The organism is Streptomyces sp. NPDC059852, assembly GCF_042731455.1.
Lineage (GTDB): Bacteria > Actinomycetota > Actinomycetes > Streptomycetales > Streptomycetaceae > Streptomyces.
This window is the reverse complement of record NZ_JBHWJK010000014.1, coordinates 1-16,079: the sequence shown is the minus strand read 5'-3', so window position 1 is coordinate 16,079 and position 16,079 is coordinate 1. Positions and strand designations below refer to the sequence as shown.

At 70.6% G+C, this 16,079-nt stretch carries 14 protein-coding genes and 1 tRNA gene; 5 read left to right on the top strand and 10 right to left on the bottom strand.

Annotated features, from left to right (window positions below; genetic code table 11):
- Positions 1-20: 20 nt before the first annotated feature.
- Positions 21-92 (bottom strand) — tRNA-Val (locus ACFV46_RS19215).
- 213 nt (positions 93-305) lie between these two features.
- Here ACFV46_RS19215 and ACFV46_RS19210 point away from each other — a divergent pair.
- The 3 genes from ACFV46_RS19210 to ACFV46_RS19200 all read left to right on the top strand — a co-directional run bounded on the left by ACFV46_RS19210 (position 306) and on the right by ACFV46_RS19200 (position 2,802).
- Positions 306-1,076, top strand: a complete 771-nt coding sequence (locus ACFV46_RS19210; protein WP_376728819.1) for a DUF4097 family beta strand repeat-containing protein — start codon at positions 306-308, stop codon at positions 1,074-1,076.
- 73 nt (positions 1,077-1,149) lie between these two features.
- Positions 1,150-2,571 carry a hypothetical protein gene (locus ACFV46_RS19205; RefSeq protein WP_385498943.1) on the top strand — a complete coding sequence of 474 codons (1,422 nt, stop codon included), beginning with the start codon at positions 1,150-1,152 and terminating at the stop codon, positions 2,569-2,571.
- Between the two features lie 9 nt (positions 2,572-2,580).
- Entirely contained in the window at positions 2,581-2,802 is a 222-nt protein-coding gene (locus tag ACFV46_RS19200; protein WP_361932233.1) for a zinc ribbon domain-containing protein, read from the top strand.
- A gap of 8 nt (positions 2,803-2,810) precedes the next feature.
- Here the strand turns inward: ACFV46_RS19200 and ACFV46_RS19195 are convergent, their stop codons facing one another.
- The 3 genes from ACFV46_RS19195 to ACFV46_RS19185 all read right to left on the bottom strand — a co-directional run bounded on the left by ACFV46_RS19195 (position 2,811) and on the right by ACFV46_RS19185 (position 7,317).
- Positions 2,811-3,632 (bottom strand): HAD family hydrolase, encoded by an 822-nt coding sequence (locus ACFV46_RS19195; protein WP_376728817.1) that lies wholly within the window; start codon positions 3,630-3,632, stop codon positions 2,811-2,813.
- Positions 3,632-6,082 carry a phosphoribosyltransferase gene (locus ACFV46_RS19190; protein WP_385498942.1) on the bottom strand — a complete coding sequence of 817 codons (2,451 nt, stop codon included), beginning with the start codon at positions 6,080-6,082 and terminating at the stop codon, positions 3,632-3,634. The genes ACFV46_RS19195 and ACFV46_RS19190 overlap by 1 nt, the downstream gene beginning before the upstream one ends.
- A gap of 65 nt (positions 6,083-6,147) precedes the next feature.
- Positions 6,148-7,317, bottom strand: a complete 1,170-nt coding sequence (locus ACFV46_RS19185; RefSeq protein WP_361936202.1) for an HpcH/HpaI aldolase/citrate lyase family protein — start codon at positions 7,315-7,317, stop codon at positions 6,148-6,150.
- Positions 7,318-7,503: 186 nt separating this feature from the next.
- Between ACFV46_RS19185 and ACFV46_RS19180 the strand changes: the two genes are divergently transcribed.
- A complete protein-coding gene (locus ACFV46_RS19180; protein ID WP_376728815.1) occupies positions 7,504-8,313 on the top strand; it encodes a TerD family protein in 810 nt (269 codons plus the stop codon).
- A gap of 19 nt (positions 8,314-8,332) precedes the next feature.
- Here the strand turns inward: ACFV46_RS19180 and ACFV46_RS19175 are convergent, their stop codons facing one another.
- The 6 genes from ACFV46_RS19175 to ACFV46_RS19150 all read right to left on the bottom strand — a co-directional run bounded on the left by ACFV46_RS19175 (position 8,333) and on the right by ACFV46_RS19150 (position 12,876).
- Positions 8,333-9,070: a Tellurium resistance gene (locus ACFV46_RS19175; protein ID WP_361936196.1), complete on the bottom strand. Its 738-nt coding sequence runs from the start codon at positions 9,068-9,070 to the stop codon at positions 8,333-8,335.
- A gap of 104 nt (positions 9,071-9,174) precedes the next feature.
- Positions 9,175-10,320 (bottom strand): DUF475 domain-containing protein, encoded by a 1,146-nt coding sequence (locus ACFV46_RS19170; protein WP_283290718.1) that lies wholly within the window; start codon positions 10,318-10,320, stop codon positions 9,175-9,177.
- 126 nt (positions 10,321-10,446) lie between these two features.
- Entirely contained in the window at positions 10,447-11,022 is a 576-nt protein-coding gene (locus ACFV46_RS19165; protein ID WP_361936193.1) for a TerD family protein, read from the bottom strand.
- A gap of 116 nt (positions 11,023-11,138) precedes the next feature.
- The gene (locus ACFV46_RS19160; RefSeq protein ID WP_361936190.1) at positions 11,139-11,714 is read right to left on the bottom strand and encodes a calcium homeostasis/redox stress adaptation protein; all 576 of its coding nucleotides are present in this window, start codon (positions 11,712-11,714) and stop codon (positions 11,139-11,141) included.
- A gap of 149 nt (positions 11,715-11,863) precedes the next feature.
- The gene (locus tag ACFV46_RS19155) at positions 11,864-12,322 is read right to left on the bottom strand and encodes a peroxiredoxin (RefSeq protein ID WP_376728813.1); all 459 of its coding nucleotides are present in this window, start codon (positions 12,320-12,322) and stop codon (positions 11,864-11,866) included.
- Positions 12,323-12,438: 116 nt separating this feature from the next.
- The gene (locus ACFV46_RS19150; RefSeq protein WP_055620756.1) at positions 12,439-12,876 is read right to left on the bottom strand and encodes a DUF3052 domain-containing protein; all 438 of its coding nucleotides are present in this window, start codon (positions 12,874-12,876) and stop codon (positions 12,439-12,441) included.
- A 363-nt stretch (positions 12,877-13,239) separates the two neighbouring features.
- Here ACFV46_RS19150 and aceE point away from each other — a divergent pair, with 363 nt between their 5' ends.
- Complete coding sequence (gene aceE / locus ACFV46_RS19145) at positions 13,240-15,987, top strand: pyruvate dehydrogenase (acetyl-transferring), homodimeric type (protein ID WP_376728812.1); 2,748 nt, start codon at positions 13,240-13,242, stop codon at positions 15,985-15,987.
- Positions 15,988-16,079 lie beyond the last annotated feature (92 nt).

Below are 16,079 nucleotides of genomic sequence, written 5' to 3'. Positions count from 1 at the left end.
CCGGGGTCCTTCCCTGTGCGTGGGCGCGGACGGTTTCGAACCGCCGACATCCTGCTTGTAAGGCAGGCGCTCTACCCCTGAGCTACGCACCCGAGAACGAGTCGACAGCCTACATTGTCCCGTGCCCCGAGCCACAAACCCATATCCGGCGTCCCGGGCGTCCCCGGGCGGCACACCCGGGGGCTACCCCCACCCCCGGTCCGGTGGTGGGCCGGATCCTCTCCGAGGGGTTTCGTCCGTACGGTCTGAGCATCGTCGGAATCCGGGCCGCGGAAGGGTCCGGAACAGCTCAGGGGGAGATCGTCATGGCCCGTTCCGTTCCCGCTCGGATCGCCGTCGCCGGGGTGCTCGTGGCAGTGGCCGCGGGGGTGAGTGCGTGCGGGGCGTCCGCCGGGGACGACAAGGAGCCGGAGCACCGGTCGTTCGCGCTGGAGGGGCGGACGCTGACCGTGGACTCGGACGACTCGGCGCTGGAGATCGTCGCCGCCGAGGGGCACAAGGCCGGGTCGGTCGAGGTGACGCGGTGGTTCGAGGGCTCGGTGATGTTCGGAAGCGACCCCAAGGTGACCTGGTCGATGAAGGACGACCGGCTGGTGCTGCGGGAGAAGTGCTCCGGGGTGGTCGCCGACTGCTCGGCCAAGCACCGGATCGAGGTGCCGCGCGGGATCACCGTGCGGGTGCTGGACGGGGACGGGAGTGTGCGGGCGCGGGGGTTCGAGGACCCGTTGCACATCCGTACCGGGGACGGTTCGGTGCAGGTCAGCGACTCCAGTGGGCCGCTGGAGCTGGAGACCGGGGACGGTTCGGTGCGGGTGTTCGACGTGGCGTCGCGCGAGGTGCGCGCGAAGTCCGGTGACGGTTCGGTGCGGCTGTCGCTGGGGAGCGTGCCGGATCTGGTGGAGACCCGCAGCGGGGACGGTTCGGTGACGGTCGAGGTGCCGCGGGCCGGTTACCGGGTGGAGGCGAAGGCCGGGGACGGCTCGGTCGACGTGTCCGTACCGAGGGACGCCTCCAGCTCCCGGCGGATCAATGCGCACAGCGGCGACGGGAACATCACGGTGCGAACGGTGAACTGACCGGCCCGTGTGTTCGTCCTTCACCGGTGGGAGAATGACACCGGCAGGGTGAATGACAGCACGGGAGAGGGATGTGACGGCGACACCTCCGCAGCCGAACTCGCCGTCCGTGCCGCCCGTGATGCGGCGGCACCGTCCCGTGCGCCGGGTCCGGCCCGGTGTGCTCCGGGCCCTGGACCCGCTGGTGCCGGCGCTCGCCCTTCCCCTCGTCGCCGTCCTCGCGCTTCCGGCCGCGTTCGCGGGCGGGGGGACCCGGCGCTGGTTCGGCGGGCGGGCGGAGAACCAGCGCGCGGAGGCGCAGGCCGCGAAGGACGCCGCCGCGGCCGCCTTCTACGAGCTGGACACCGCGCAGCGGGATCTGCGGATCTCGATAGAGACGATCGCGGCCGTGGACGACTCGCCGGCGGCCCGGCGGGCGATCGACGACTTCGCCGCGCTGGGCCGCCGGATCGACGAGGCGAGCCACCGCTATATCGAGGCGGTCGACGCGCACGATCTGGACCGTGACGACCTGGAGGCCGCGGCGGCGAGCCGGGCCCGAGCGGAGCTGAGCCGGGCGAAGGACGACCTGGACGGCGTACGGCGGGACCTGGACCGGTTCGCGGACGGGCTGGGGCCGCTGCTGGGGAAGGCGGAGACGCAGCTGGCGCGGCTGGCGCCGGCGGTGGAGCGGGCCCGGCAGGGGCTGCTCGCGGCGTCGAACGCGCTGGACGCGGTGCGGGAGTCGGGGCTGCGGGCGGACGATCTGGCGGCGCGCCTCGCGGCGCTGGGGCCGGAGCTGACGCTGCTGAACGAGGGCGCGGGGCGGCATGGTGTGCCGCAGACGCTGGAGCGGGCGGAGCGGGTCGCGCGGGAGGCGGGCGCGATCCGGGCGGAGGCGGAGCGGCTGCCGGAGCGGGCGGCGGAGATCGATCACCGTCTGGTGTCGCTGCGGACGCGGGCGCAGGCGCTGACGACGCGTGCGGAGCAGGTGGAGCCGGTGCTGAGCGAGTTGCGGCGGCGGTTCACGGCGGCGTGCTGGCAGGACCTGCAGGGGGTGCCGGAGGTGGCCGCGGAGAATGTGCGGCAGGCCGAGGTGAAGCTGCGGGAGGCTCGGGAGGCGCGCGACGCGCAGCGCTGGCCGGACGCGACGGCGTTGCTGTCGACGGTGCGGGCGCTGCTGAACACGACGGACGAGTCGGTGTCGGCGGCGGGTGACCGGCTGCGCCGGCTGAACGCGGTGCAGAAGGATCCGCAGCAGGAGATCGACCGGACGCGGTTCGCGATCCGGGACGCGCAGCGGCTGGCGATGGCGGGGCGGAACACTCCGGATCCGCGGCACGCGCGTCCGCTGGACGAGTCGGTGGCGCGGCTGGAGCGGGCGGCCGGTTCGCTGGAGGGACGGCATCCGGACTACTGGCACTTCCTGACGGAGACGGAGGCGGTGCGGCAGTCGGTGGCGCGGGTGGTGGCGCAGATCCGTGAGGAGCGGGGCGGCGGTCATGGGCCGGGCTAACCTGGGGTCATGCCTCGCTACGAGTACCGCTGCCGCAGTTGCGGCGACACGTTCGAACTGAGCCGGCCGATGGCGGAGTCGTCCGCTCCGGCGAGTTGCCCGGCCGGGCACGACGACACGGTGAAGCTGTTGTCGACGGTGGCCGTCGGTGGGACGGCGAGCGCCCCCGCGGCGCCCAGGGCGTCCGGCGGGGGCGGTGGCGGCTGCTGCGGCGGGGGCTGCTGCGGCTAGGGCATGCCTCAGCCCTTCCGTTCCCTTCCACCGGTCGTCTTCAGGAACTCCCGCAGGATGCGTTCGCCCGCGAGGACTCCTCGTTCGGGCAGGGCGGTGACCGCGGGGGCGGTGAAGTCGGTGTCGGCGAGTTCGCCGTGGCCGGGGCGCCAGCCCCGGTCGGCGGCGAGCAGCAGGTCGGCGTCGAGCAGGGAGTCCCCGGCGGCGAGGGTGAGTTCGGCGCCGGTGCGGCGGGCGAGTTCGCGCAGGGCGGCGCTCTTGGTGAGCGGTTTGGGAACGGCGTAGATCTTGCGGCCCTGGAGGGAGACGGTCCAGCCGCGGTTCTCGGCCCAGACGGCGAGTTCCTTCACCCATTCCTCGGGCAGCAGTTCGCGTTCGACGACGAGGTAGGCGAAGAGGTCCTCGGCGACGCGGTGCTTGCGTACCCAGGCCGGGGAGGCGGTGGCCATCAGGTGGTCCTGGACCTCGGCGAGGGGTGCGCAGCGCTCGGCGAGGCGGGCGGTGACCTGGGCGTGCCAGTCGGGGTCGGAGACGCCGTCGACGAGGAGGTGGCCGCCGTTGGCGCAGATGGCGTAGGTGGGGGGCGGCCCGGGCAGGTTGATGCGCTGGTACTGCTTGCGGGTGCGGGTCGTGGTGGGGACGAAGAGGGCGCGGTCACCGAGGTCGGTGAGCAGCTGGGCGGCCGTCTCGGTCATGTAGGACAGCGGTCTGCTCTCGTGCACCTCGACGCAGAGCAGGCGTGGGGCGCGGGCGTCGGGCATGGTGAGCGCGAGCGCGGCGGAGGAGTAGATCAGGGTCCGGTCGAGGTCGCTGGCGACGATGACGGGCATCAGAGGTTCACCGCCCGGCCGTCGGCGCCGGTGGCGCCCCGGGTGTACTTGGGGTGGATCAACCCGACGCAGGTGTAGGGGAGTTCGGGGACCTCTTCGACGGGTACGCCGCGCTGTTCGGCGAGCAGGCGGACGTGGTCGAGGTCGGCGCCGGCTCCGGCGCGGGCGAGGATCTTCCAGGGGACGCGGCGCAGCAGGACGCGGGTGGTCTCGCCGACGCCGGGCTTGACGAGGTTCACGTCGTGGATGCCGTACTCCTCGCTGATGCGTTCGACGGCGGCCCAGCCTTCCCAGGTGGGGGTGCGGTCGGTGGAGAAGAGGTCCTTGGCGGTGGCGTCGACGGCGTCGGTGACGTCGGGGAAGCGGGCGGAGACGGCGTCGAGGAAGGCGACGGAGACGTCGGATCCGGCGAGTTCGCGGTAGTGCTTGGCGCCGTGGAAGTCGTGGGGGCCGACGAGGTCGGCGCGCAGCACGGTGCGGGAGATCAGGCCGGAGACGGTGGAGTTGAGGCAGGCGGACGGGATGAGGTAGTCGTCGCGGGTGCCGTAGGTGCGCACGCAGGAGCCGGGGTCGGCGAGCACGGCGATCTCCGGGTCGAAGCCGGTGATGCCGTCGGTCGTCTCGAACTCGCGTATGGCGGTGGCGAGTTCGCGGGTGATGGCGCCCTTGCCGGTCCAGCCGTCGACGAAGACGACGTCGCGGGGGTCGTGGTGGCGGGCGAGCCAGCGCAGGGCGTTGGCGTCGATGCCGCGGCCGCGCACGATGGACACGGCGTAGTGGGGCAGTTCGAGGCCGTGCCGGAAGTGGGCCCAGCGGCGCATGAGGATGCCGACGGGGGTGCCGGCGCGGGCGAGGGAGACGAGCACCGGGCGGGGTGAGCGTTCGGCGAGGACGATCTCGGTGACGGCGCCGACGGCCTGGGCGAGGCGGCCGGCGGACTCCGCGAGGGCGCTGTGGAAGAGCGCCTGGTACTGCTCGCTGGGCTGGTACTCGACGGGCAGGGACTCGGCGTAGTGGGCGCCGCCGCTCTGGATGGCCTCCTCGCGTTCCTCGGTGGGTGCCTCCAGGGTGACGTCCGAGAGGTCCTGGAGCAGCCAGCCGACCTCTTCGGGGGCGTACGAGGAGAAGGCGGGGCCGCGCAGGGGCTCGGGCAGCATCGGGGGCCTTTCGGGCAGGGCGAGGGGGCCGGGGGTGTACGAGGGGACGACGGCCAGCAGGACGTGCGGGGTCTGGGCGGCGAGCTGGGCGAGGAGTCCGTCGGGGGCGTGCAGGGCGGGGGTGTCGGCGGTGGAGTCGACGACGGTGACGACGGCGTCGAAGCCGGCGCCTGCGACGTTGTAGGCGTAGCGCTCGCCGGGGCCGTCGGCGGGGTCGTCGTGGGCGGGGAAGACGAGGCGGGTGCGTATCGCGTAGCCGGGGTCGTCGACGGCGAGCACGGGTGAGCGGGTGGTGGTCGAGTAGCGGACCTCGAGGCCGGTGGTCTGCTCCAGTTCGCGGGCGAGCCGGAGGGGGGCGTACATGAGTTCCTCGAAGCCGAGGACGAGGACGCGGCGCGCGCCGTCGGGGAGGGCCTGGGCCAGGCGGGCGGCCATGGCGGGCAGGGCGTGCTCCAGCCGGGTGCGGTGGGCGGGGGTGAAGCCGTGCCGGCCGCCGTCGGGGAGGCCGGCGGGCCAGCGCAGGTCGACGCGGGTGGGCCGGAGGGCGGCGGTGCCGGTGGGGGCCGGGGGCGGGGTCTCGTGGCGTGCGACGAGTTCCTGGCCTTTCTCCAGCACTCCGTCGGGGAGCCGTACGGTGCCGGTGGCGGCGGTGACGAGGTCGACGCGGGCGCCGATCTCGCGGGCGAAGTCGTCGAGGCGTCCGGCGTCGGCCGGGGACCGCATGTCGACGAGGGCGACGACGACGTAGCGGCGGCGCGGGTAGCGCTCGTGGAGTTCGCGGATGGTGTTCAGCACCGTGTTGCCGGTGGAGAACTCGTCGTCGACGAGGACGAGGGGGCCGTCGCCGACGAGGAGGGTGGGGTCCTCGGGGAGCAGCAGGTGGGAGGTGGCGTGGGAGTGGGACTCCTCGAAGCCGCCGGCGCGGGCGACGCCGGGGACGGGGCGGCGGGTGGAGTGCAGGTAGGGCGCGAGGCCGAGGCCGTCGGCGACGCAGTGGCCGAGGCCGGTGGCGGTCTCGGCGTAGCCGAGGACCACCGCGGCGGCCGCTTCCTCGTCACCCAGCAGGTCGCGGACGCGGCGGCCGAGGCCGTAGCCGGCGCCGTGGACCACGGTGGGTGACTGGGGTACGTGCTTGCCGAGCACGTTCGAGACGAGGAGGTGGGCTCGCTTCGGGTTGCGGCGCAGGGCCAGGCCCAGCAGGTCGGTGAGCGTGTCGTCGCCCACGAGCTGGACTCCGAGCCGTTCGGCGACCCAGCTTCCGGACCAGACCCCGTTGTTCACTGCGTTGTTCATGCGTCCCTTGGATCGAGGGGCCGGGCGTCCCGGCGTGGGGCCCGGCCGAGCGGATGCCGGTCCGGTCAGGCCGGTATGCCGGCGGCGAGCAGTTCCACGAAGCCGATGTCCTCGTTGGCCACGCCGAAGGCCTCGGCGCGCAGGAGGGTGCGCTCGGCCCAGGCGCGGTGCGGTTTCACCTCGTTCATCTTGTTCGTGTACTGCGACCTCAGCACGCCGCCGCCGCAGCGCTCGGGCCTGAGGATGTCCTGGGCGTCGCTGAACTCCTCGTGGCTGACGACGGACAGCGCGTGCACGGGCAGGACGTGGGAGGGGTGGATGCAGGTCTTGCCGAGCAGGCCGTTGGCGTGGTCGAGGGTGATCTCGCGCAGCAGGCCGTCCATGGCGTGCTCGATGAGGGCTTCGCGCAGCGCCTCGGCCCGCCCCTCCAGGAAGGGGCTGCGGCGCAGCTGCGGCTTGAACATGCGTTCCTGTACGCGGAAGTACTCCCAGACGGGCCCGGTGACGGTGAAGCCGGTGCCGTCGGCGCGGCCGAGCATGTTGACCACGTCGGAGATGACGGAGGCGACGACCTGGACGTCGTAGGCGGTCATGTCGGGGGCGCGGCGCAGTCCGTACGAGGAGCAGAAGTCGGTGACGCCGAGGCGCAGTGCGAGCACCCGGTCGCGGTACTTGTCGACGGCCCGGGAGATGCCCTCCAGGGTCTCCACGCGGGACTCGCGGTAGAGCAGCTCGGGCGACTCCAGGACGGGCATGGCGAACAGCCGGTGTCCGCTGTCGGTCTCGGCGCTCGCGAGGGCTTCGAGGAACGGCATGCCGCGTTCCTCGGTGAACTTCGGCAGGACGAATCCGGACAGCAGCCGGACGGCGGGGCCGAGGCGGCGCACGAGGTCGGGTATCTGCTCGGGGGTGCGGACGCGGACGAAGAGCAGCGGCGGGTCGTCGGCGTAGGGGCGGCCCGCGAGGTCGGTGAGCTGGGCGACCAGGTTCTCCTCGCCGGCCGGCACGTCCTCGTCGCTGATGGAGTCCTCCAGGCACAGCACCATCGAGACCACGCCGCGGCCGCTCTGCTTGACGATGTCGTCGGCCAGCCGCGGTCTGGTGGCGGGGCTGTAGAGCGTGGCGCCCAGGGCGACGGAGAGCAGCCGGGACGGGGAGCCGGCGGTGAAGGCGCTCGGCTCCCGGTGGAACAGGCGCTGACGCACCTCTGGGGCGATGTGCCCGAAATGACGCATGGAGCTCCCCCGTGGTGACTCAGTGGCCCCTGTGACCTGTTCACAGGTGGCCGGTAATAGTACGTAGATACCCATGTCGGGGGTTCCCGACGGGCATGAATTTCTGGTAACGCGGACCCGCACATCTGCGCACACACCGTGCCCCCCGCGTTGTCGTGACCAGGACGGAGAGGGCAGGATGACCGTATGACGCACGCGATGCTGAAAGGGTCGAACATCCCGCTGGAGGCCACCACGGTACGCGCCGTGCTGCGCTGGACACCCGGGCAGGGGGTCCCCGACGTCGATGCCTCCGCTCTGCTCCTGGGCCCCGACGGCCGTGTGCGCTCCGACGAGGACTTCGTCTTCTACAACCAGCCCCGGCACCCCTCGGGGACGGTGTGGCGGCTCGGCAAGAAGCAGGGCGCCGAGGGCCTCACCGACACGATCCAGACAGACCTGACCGGTGTCGAGGCGGCCGTCGGCCAGATTCTGCTCGTCGCGTCGGCGGACGGGGTCCCGTTCGACCGCGTACGGGACCTGCGTATCGCGCTGTACGACGCCTCTGCGGCGGAGGGCGAGCCGCTGGCCTATTTCGACATCAAGCCGGAGACGGGCGCGGAGACCGCGCTGATCTGCGGCGAGCTGTACCGCCGGGGTGAGGGCTGGAAGTTCCGTGCCCTCGGCGAGGGCTACTCGGACGGCCTGAAGGGACTGGCCACGGACTTCGGGATCTCCGTGGACGAGTCGGAGGCGGCGGCGCAGGAGCCCCCGGCCACCCAGGTCCCCGAGGTGTCGCAGCCGCTGCCGCCGGAGCAGCCCACGACGGTGGTGCCGCCGCAGCCGTCGTACGGCTATCCGCAGCAGCCCCCGCCGACCCAGCCGGCGTACGGCTATCCCCAGCCGGCCGGGACGGCCGCCGCCGCGGGGTACGGCTATCCGCCCCCGGCGACCGCACCGGGCCCGGCGCCGGAGGTCCGCCTGCCCCCACAGGGTCCGCAGTTCATCGGACGCTGAGCACGAGCCGTCCTCCGGCTCAGTGCTCGGCCTTCGTCTTGTAGCCGCGGCCCCATTGCAGGCCCCAGCCGAAGAGGCGGTCCAGTTCGGCCTGGAAGCCGTAGACGAACTTGACCTCGCGGCGGACCCACAGTTCGCCCTTGACGTTCTCGATGGTCACCACCGCGCAGGAGCGGGCCTGGGGGTGCCGTTCGTCCAGGCCGATCTCGATGCGGGGCCCATTGCTGGGGTAGAGCGTGACGATGGCGTGGGTGCGGTCGAAGGCCGGCGTCTGGTCGTAGATGTAGACGAAGACCAGCAGCCGCTTGATGTCGTCCCGGTGGTCGAGATTGACGTAGATCGTCTCGCCGGACGCGGAGCCGAACCGGTCGTCGCCGCTGAGCTTGACGTACGGCGGCGCGTTGACGTCCCCGAGGAAGCCGCCGAGCGGCTGGACGACGCCCTTGGTGCCGTCGGACAGCTCGTACAGGCAGCCGAGGTCGAGGTCGACGTTGACCATGCTCTGGCTGTGCCCGAGGACTTCCGGTGGCCGCAGCGCCTTGAAGGGGTGCCGCAGCAGGCTCTCCCGCTGGGACCCGCCGATGTCGGAGGTCCGCATACGCCAGGTCAGGTTGACCCGCAGATGGCCGGTGGCCGCTCCCTGCCGGGTGAGCGAGACCCGGTCGTGCCGTTTCGTCAGCTCGATCGCGTTCGACGACGCGTTGCCCGAGTCGAACTCGGCCGCCCGTCCACGCCAGAGCCCGTCCAAGAAGCCCATGTCCGCCCCCCACGTCCCGCAGGACGTTCGTGTCCCTGCACAAACCGGCGGGGCGGCCGGACGTCCGGCCGCCCCGCTCAGAGCGTTCCTCACCCTCGGGGGTGTCACACCCCGGACGACACCTCAGTCTTGTCCGGGGTCTCCGCTTTTCCCTCCGCCGCCGCGAGGGCGCGGTTGCGGCGGACCGAGGACCAGAAGGAGGCGCCGATCAGCACGACGCCGATCAGGCCGGTGATGATCTCGTTGATCTGGTACTGGATGGTGACCAGCAGGATCATGGCGAGCGCGCCGATGGCGTAGTGCGCGCCGTGCTCCAGGTAGACGTAGTCGTCGAGGGTGCCCTGGCGGACCAGGTAGACCGTGAGCGACCGGACGTACATCGCGCCGATGCCGAGGCCGAGGGCCATGAGGACGATGTCGTTGGTGATCGCGAAGGCGCCGATCACGCCGTCGAACGAGAACGAGGCGTCCAGGACCTCCAGGTACAGGAACATGAAGAACGCGGCCTTGCCGGCCAGGGCGACCGCGGAGCGGGGCTTGCCGCTGCGCTCGGCCTCCTCCTCGGCCTCGTGCTCGCGCTCCTCCTCTTCCTCGAGGCGGTCCTCGAAGAACCCGGACAGACCACCGACGATCATGTACGTGATCAGGCCGGCGATACCGGACAGCAGGACCGTCTCGGCCTTGTCGACGTGGGCGCCGCCGTGCTGGTGGGCGTGGGCCGCGAAGGTCAGCGAGGAGATCAGCAGGACGATGAGCGCGATACAGACCGACAGCATGTCGACCTTGCCGAGCTTGGCCAGCGGGCGCTCCAGCCAGGCCAGCCACTTGATGTCCCGCTCCTCGAAGATGAAGTCGAGGAAGATCATCAGCAGGAACATGCCACCGAACGCGGCGATCGACGGGTGGGCGTCGGTGACGAGCTGCTGGTAGCGGTCCTTGTCGCTGAGCGCGAGGTCGACGGCCTCGATCGGCCCGAGCTGGGCGCTGATGGCCACGATCACGACGGGGAATACCAGACGCATGCCGAACACGGCGATGAGGATGCCGACGGTGAGGAAGATCTTCTGCCAGAAGGCATTCATCTTCTTCAGGATCCCGGCGTTGACCACCGCGTTGTCGAAGGACAGCGAGATCTCCAGGACCGAGAGGATCGCCACGATGCCGAGGGCGGTCCACCCCCCGAAAAGAACCGCTGCGACCAGGCCGAGCGCGGTGACCACGAACGACCAGCCGAAGGTTTTCAGAAGCACTGGCTACCCAATCCTGTGTGTACGGGGCTCCCCCGCGCCGTACTCGGCTTTACGAAACTTTGAACCCGGAGTCTATGTCGGTGCCGTGGCGCACCCCACCCCGACCCGGGTTTTGCCCATATCGCGTTATGAGACGTTCACCCCGAAGTCCAGGGCGATGCCGCGCAGACCCGACGCGTACCCCTGTCCGACCGCGCGGAACTTCCACTCGCCCTGGTAGCGGTAGACCTCGCCGAAGATCATCGCGGTCTCGGTGGAGGCGTCCTCGCTGAGGTCGTAGCGGGCGAGTTCCTGGCCGTCGGCCTGGTTGACGACCCGGATGAAGGCGTTGCTGACCTGGCCGAAGGCCTGGCCGCGCTCGTCTGCCATGTGGATGGAGACGGGGAAGACGATCTTGTCGCACTGGGCGGGCACCTTGGACAGGTCGACCAGGATCGACTCGTCGTCGCCCTCGCCCTCACCGGTGAGGTTGTCACCGGTGTGCTCCACCGAGCCGTCGGGGCTCTTGAGCTGGTTGTAGAAGACGAACCATTCGTCGCCCATGACCCGGCCGCCGCTGCACACCAGGGCGCTGGCGTCGAGGTCGAAGGGGGCTCCGGTGGTGGAACGCGCGTCCCAGCCCAGCCCGATCATCACCTGGGTGAGATTCGGTGCGGCCTTGGACAGGGAGACGTTTCCTCCCTTGGCGAGCGTGACGCCCATGATGCTGGTCCTCCCCAGGTGGTGCTTCTCGGTTGTTCTGCGCGTCCGGCGCCGCACCGAAACGGTACGGCGCCGGAATCGGCCGGACGTGTCCCGGACGGGCACGCCGGGTGACGTCAGACGTTGACCCCGAAGTCCTGCGCGATGCCGCGCAGACCCGAGGCGTAGCCCTGGCCGATGGCGCGGAACTTCCACTCCGCGCCATGGCGGTACAGCTCGCCGAAGACCATCGCCGTCTCGGTGGACGCGTCCTCCGAGAGGTCGTAGCGGGCGATCTCGGCGCCGCCGGCCTGGTTGACGACGCGGATGAAGGCGTTGCGCACCTGGCCGAAGGACTGCTGACGGTTCTCGGCGTCGTAGATCGAGACCGGGAAGACGATCTTCTCGATGTCGGCCGGGACGCTCGCCAGGTTCACCTTGATCTGCTCGTCGTCACCCTCGCCCTCACCGGTGAGGTTGTCACCGGTGTGCTCCACGGAGCCGTCGGGGCTCTTGAGGTTGTTGAAGAACACGAAGTTCTGGTCGTTGGCGACCTTGCCCGTGTTGTTCAGCAGCAGAGCGCTGGCGTCGAGGTCGAAGTCGGTGCCGGTCGTGGTGCGGACGTCCCACCCCAGACCGACGATGACCGCGGTGAGGCCGGGGGCCTCCTTGGTCAGTGATACGTTGCCGCCCTTGCTGAGGCTGACTCCCACGAGTCCTCCATTGATGTCCGGGGGCCGGGAGCCCCGCCGTGCGTTCGGTATCGGATCAACGACTCGATCCTAGTGACGGGTTCCCGTCGCTCGCAGGGCTTGTACCCACCAATCGCGGGTGTCGGCGTCGAGTCGGTGGCGGAAGGGGATCAGAGCGCGTCGAGTGCCTCGACGTACTCGTTGAGGTCGCGGGCGTCCGGCAGGGCGTTGATCACGGTCCAGCGGACGACGCCCTCCTTGTCGATGACGAAGGTGCCGCGCAGTGCGCAGCCCTTGTCCTCGGCGAAGACGCCGTAGGCGCGGCTGACCTCGCCGTGCGGCCAGAAGTCGCTGAGCAGCGGGTACTCCAGGCCCTCCTGCTCACCGAAGACGCGCAGGGTGTGGATGGAGTCGTTGGACACGGCGAGGATCCGGGTGTCGCGGTCGGTGAACCGCGGCAGGTTGTCCCGTACGGCGCAGAGCTCGCCGGTGCAGACACCCGTGAAGGCGAAGGGGTAGAAGAGCAGGACGACGTTCTGCGCGCCGCGGAAGTCGGAGAGCCGCACGGTGCGGCCGTGGTTGTCCTTGAGCGCGAAGTCGGGGGCCTTGTCGCCGACCTGGATCGCCATCGTCGTCGTGTCCCTTCGATGGGCTGTTCGGGTGGTGTCCACCCTATGCAGCGGCCACCGGGGGCGGCGCAGGAGGCCGGGCCGGGCCCTGGGGTCCGGCCCGGCTCAGCCACCGGTTACTTCTTGGACTTCGCGGCCTTGGGCGTCACCAGCCGGCTGCCGCTCCAGTCCTTGCCGACGCTGACGCTCTTGGACGCCGACAGCCCCGCCGTGGTCGCGGCTTCAGAGATGTCGCTGGGCTCCACGTAGCCGTCACGGCCCGTCTTCGGCGTCAGGAGAAGGATCGAGCCACCCTCCTCGATGTACGTGGTGGCGTCCACCAGCGCATCCGTCAGGTCGCCGTCCTCGTCGCGGAACCACAGCACCACGGCGTCGGCGACGTCGTCGTACTCCTCGTCCACCAGCTCGCTGCCGATGACTTCCTCGATGGCCTCGCGGAGCTCCTGGTCGACGTCGTCGTCGAAGCCGATCTCCTGGACCACCTGCTCGGGCTGGAACCCCAGCCTGACGGCAGGGCTCGTCCGCTCCTCCGCGTGGTCCGCGGTCGCGCTCACGGGTTGCCTCCTGATCATGTCTTGGGAATAACTCAGCCACGCGCGTGCGCGAAGCATTGGCCGTAGTCCACACGGGCGGGGCGGATCGCGCAAGTACCCGGCCGTCCGGACCGCCGAAACGGTGACGATCCGGAACGTGTCACCGCAACTCCTGGCACACGAACATGGCTCCGTGGTGACGTGCACCACACCAATGTGCCCCCTTTGTGAGTTTGGGAACCCTTGGGGGGCACTCGACCGTTGCCCCATCGCCGGTTACCCAGCAGTAGAGATGACGTCCGGTCCCCCGAGGTACACGATGGGGAGCGGTGCAGCGCACCCAGAAACCCCACGAACACCGCCCTCTGACAGGTAAGGAACAGCGTGGCTTCCGGTTCAGATCGCAACCCGATCATCATTGGCGGCCTTCCGAGTCAGGTTCCTGACTTCGATCCCGAGGAAACCCAGGAGTGGCTCGACTCCCTCGACGCCGCCGTGGACGAGCGCGGCCGGGAGCGGGCCCGCTATCTCATGCTGCGCCTGATCGAGCGGGCCCGCGCGAGGCGCGTCGCCGTGCCCGAGATGCGCAGCACGGACTACGTCAACACCATCGCCACCAAGGACGAGCCGTTCTTCCCGGGCAACGAGGAGATCGAGCGCAGGATCCTGAACGCCACCCGGTGGAACGCCGCGGTCATGGTGTCCCGGGCCCAGCGCCCCGGCATCGGCGTCGGCGGCCACATCGCCACGTTCGCCTCCTCCGCCTCGCTCTACGACGTGGGCTTCAACCACTTCTTCCGCGGCAAGGACGAGGGCGACGGCGGCGACCAGGTCTTCTTCCAGGGGCACGCCTCGCCGGGCATCTACGCGCGCGCCTTCCTGCTGGACCGCCTCAGCGAGCAGAACCTGGACGCCTTCCGCCAGGAGAAGTCCAAGGCGCCGCACGGCCTGTCCTCGTACCCGCACCCGCGGCTGATGCCGGACTTCTGGGAGTTCCCGACCGTCTCCATGGGCCTCGGCCCGATCGGCGCGATCTACCAGGCCCGGATGAACCGCTACATGGAGGCCCGCGGCATCGCGGACACCTCCAAGTCGCACGTGTGGGCGTTCCTCGGCGACGGCGAGATGGACGAGCCGGAGTCGCTGGGCCAGCTGTCCATCGCCGCCCGTGAGGGCCTGGACAACCTGACGTTCGTGGTGAACTGCAACCTGCAGCGCCTCGACGGCCCCGTCCGGGGCAACGGGAAGGTCATCCAGGAGCTGGAGTCGATCTTCCGTGGCGCCGGCTGGAACGTGATCAAGCTGATCTGGGACCGCTCCTGGGACCCGCTGCTCGCGCAGGACCGCGACGGCCTGCTGGTCAACCGGATGAACACCACGCCGGACGGGCAGTTCCAGACGTACGCCACCGAGACCGGCGCGTACATCCGCGAGCACTTCTTCGGTGACGACCAGCGGCTGCGCGCCATGGTCGAGGGCATGACCGACGACCAGATCCTGCACCTGGGCCGGGGCGGTCACGACCACCGCAAGATCTACGCGGCGTTCTCCGCGGCGAAGGCGCACAAGGGCCAGCCGACGGTGATCCTCGCCAAGACGATCAAGGGCTGGACCCTCGGCCCGAACTTCGAGGGCCGCAACGCCACGCACCAGATGAAGAAGCTGACGGTCGACGACCTCAAGCGCTTCCGGGACCGGCTGCACCTGCCGATCGCCGACAAGGAGCTGGAGAGCGGCCTCCCGCCGTACTACCACCCGGGGCGCGACTCCGAGGAGATCCAGTACATGCACGACCGCCGCAAGAGCCTCGGCGGTTATGTGCCCACCCGTGTCGTACGGTCGAAGCCGCTGGCGCTGCCGGACGACAAGACGTACGCGACCGTGAAGAAGGGCTCGGGTCAGCAGTCGATCGCCACGACCATGGCGTTCGTGCGACTCCTGAAGGACCTCATGCGGGACAAGGAGCTCGGCAGGCGGTTCGTGCTGATCGCGCCGGACGAGTACCGCACGTTCGGCATGGACTCGTTCTTCCCGAGCGCGAAGATCTACAACCCGCTCGGGCAGCAGTACGAGGCGGTCGACCGGGATCTGCTGCTCGCCTACAAGGAGTCCCCGCAGGGACAGATGCTGCACGACGGCATCTCGGAGGCGGGCTGCACCGCCTCGCTGATCGCGGCGGGCTCGGCGTACGCCACGCACGGCGAGCCGCTGATCCCGGTGTACGTCTTCTACTCGATGTTCGGTTTCCAGCGCACCGGTGACCAGTTCTGGCAGATGGCGGACCAGCTCGCGCGCGGTTTCGTCCTGGGCGCCACCGCCGGGCGCACGACCCTGACCGGTGAGGGACTGCAGCACGCCGACGGGCACTCGCAGCTGCTCGCCTCGACCAACCCGGGCTGTGTCGCCTACGACCCGGCGTACGGCTTCGAGATCGCGCACATCGTCCAGGACGGTCTGCGCCGGATGTACGGCGGCGACGCCGAGCACCCGCACGGCGAGGACGTCTTCTACTACCTCACCGTCTACAACGAGCCCATCCAGCACCCGGCCGAGCCCGAGAACGTCGACGTCGAGGGCATCCTCAAGGGCGTGTACCGGCTGAGCGAGGGCACGTCCGGCTCGGTGCCGGCGCAGATCATGGCGTCCGGTGTGGCCGTGCCGTGGGCCCTGGAGGCGCAGAAGATCCTCGCCGAGGAGTGGAACGTCAAGGCGGACGTCTGGTCGGCGACCTCCTGGAACGAGCTGCGGCGCGAGGCGGTGGCCTGCGAGGAGCACAACCTGCTGCACCCGGAGGAGGAGCAGCGCGTGCCGTACGTGACGCGCAAGCTGAGCGGTGCCGAGGGGCCGTTCGTGGCCGTCTCCGACTGGATGCGGTCGGTGCCGGACCAGATCGCCCGCTGGGTGCCGGGCACGTACCAGTCGCTGGGTGCCGACGGCTTCGGCTTCGCGGACACGCGGGGCGCGGCGCGGCGGTTCTTCCACATCGACGCGCACTCGATCGTGCTGGCGGTCCTCACCGAGCTGGCCAGGGAGGGCAAGGTGGACCGTTCGGCCCTGAAGCAGGCCATCGACCGGTACCAGCTGCTCGACGTGACGGCGGCGGACCCGGGAGCGGCCGGGGGCGACGCCTAGGTCGGCGGAGCGACGGGGTGGGGGGGCCCCCCCGGGGGGGCGGGGGGGGCCCCCCCCCCCCCGCCATGGGGGGGGGGGGGTTTGGGGGCAGG

What these genes read in the sequence shown, in the direction of transcription:
- ACFV46_RS19195 (WP_376728817.1), bottom strand. Translation starts at nt 3,632, where the DNA reads ATGCCCGTCATCGTCGCCAGCGACCTCGACCGGACCCTGATCTACTCC.
- ACFV46_RS19180 (WP_376728815.1), top strand. Translation starts at nt 7,504, where the DNA reads ATGACGCACGCGATGCTGAAAGGGTCGAACATCCCGCTGGAGGCCACC.
- ACFV46_RS19185 (WP_361936202.1), bottom strand. Translation starts at nt 7,317, where the DNA reads ATGCGTCATTTCGGGCACATCGCCCCAGAGGTGCGTCAGCGCCTGTTC.
- ACFV46_RS19175 (WP_361936196.1), bottom strand. Translation starts at nt 9,070, where the DNA reads ATGGGCTTCTTGGACGGGCTCTGGCGTGGACGGGCGGCCGAGTTCGAC.
- ACFV46_RS19190 (WP_385498942.1), bottom strand. Translation starts at nt 6,082, where the DNA reads ATGAACAACGCAGTGAACAACGGGGTCTGGTCCGGAAGCTGGGTCGCC.
- ACFV46_RS19210 (WP_376728819.1), top strand. Translation starts at nt 306, where the DNA reads ATGGCCCGTTCCGTTCCCGCTCGGATCGCCGTCGCCGGGGTGCTCGTG.
- ACFV46_RS19200 (WP_361932233.1), top strand. Translation starts at nt 2,581, where the DNA reads ATGCCTCGCTACGAGTACCGCTGCCGCAGTTGCGGCGACACGTTCGAA.
- ACFV46_RS19155 (WP_376728813.1), bottom strand. Translation starts at nt 12,322, where the DNA reads ATGGCGATCCAGGTCGGCGACAAGGCCCCCGACTTCGCGCTCAAGGAC.
- ACFV46_RS19165 (WP_361936193.1), bottom strand. Translation starts at nt 11,022, where the DNA reads ATGGGCGTCACGCTCGCCAAGGGAGGAAACGTCTCCCTGTCCAAGGCC.